Below are 672 nucleotides of genomic sequence, written 5' to 3'. Positions count from 1 at the left end.
TAAAAATGAAGTACGCGACAAAATAATGCCTATAAATAAAAGATATCCAATAGAAAACCTTATCAACATACTTAAAAGATACAGTAAAAATGGAAAAAGAATGATTACTTTTGAATGGGTTTTAATAAAAGATGTTAATGATTCTGTTAATGATGCTTATAGATTAGTAAACTTAAAAAAAGAGTTTCCTTTCAAAGTTAATATTATACCGATGAACCCTGTAGAACATGCACCAGAGCTTCAAAGACCAAATAAAGATATTATATTAAGATTCAAATCCATATTAAAAGATAATGGTATAGAAGTTGTTGAGAGATTTAAACAAGGTCAAGAAATTTTAGCAGGATGCGGTCAGCTTGCTGTAAAAAATCAATAACATTAYAAAATAATATTTAATTTCTATTTCTACTATTTAAATAATTCATAAGCCTATCAAAATCGGCATTCAAAATTAAATCTTCTGGAAAGTTAATATCTTCAAGCATATTCAAAGCAGCTTCATGATTGCCTACATTATATTTTGAATGAGAATCTGATGTAACTACAATATTTAAATTATACTTCTTACATAGTAATGCCACTTCTTTGCAATTTGTATCGCTACCCTTTCTCACTTTAAAAGAAGCAGAATTAATCTCTATAAGTTTATTATAGTCTTTACAAAGTTTAATT

The 672-nt window shown here is 26.4% G+C and carries 2 pseudogenes; one reads left to right on the top strand and one right to left on the bottom strand.

From position 1 onward, the window contains the following. Window positions 1–376, top strand: a pseudogene (locus GQX97_RS13570) (23S rRNA (adenine(2503)-C(2))-methyltransferase RlmN); the annotation flags it as partial. A 16-nt stretch (window positions 377–392) separates the two neighbouring features. Here GQX97_RS13570 and GQX97_RS13565 read toward each other — a convergent pair. Next, window positions 393–672: pseudogene (locus GQX97_RS13565) on the bottom strand (phosphatase); the annotation flags it as partial.

The sequence above is a fragment of the Brachyspira sp. SAP_772 genome, from assembly GCF_009755885.1.
GTDB lineage: Bacteria > Spirochaetota > Brachyspiria > Brachyspirales > Brachyspiraceae > Brachyspira.
The sequence above is the reverse complement of the archived record's forward strand: the minus strand, read 5'-3'. Positions and strand labels throughout refer to the sequence as shown.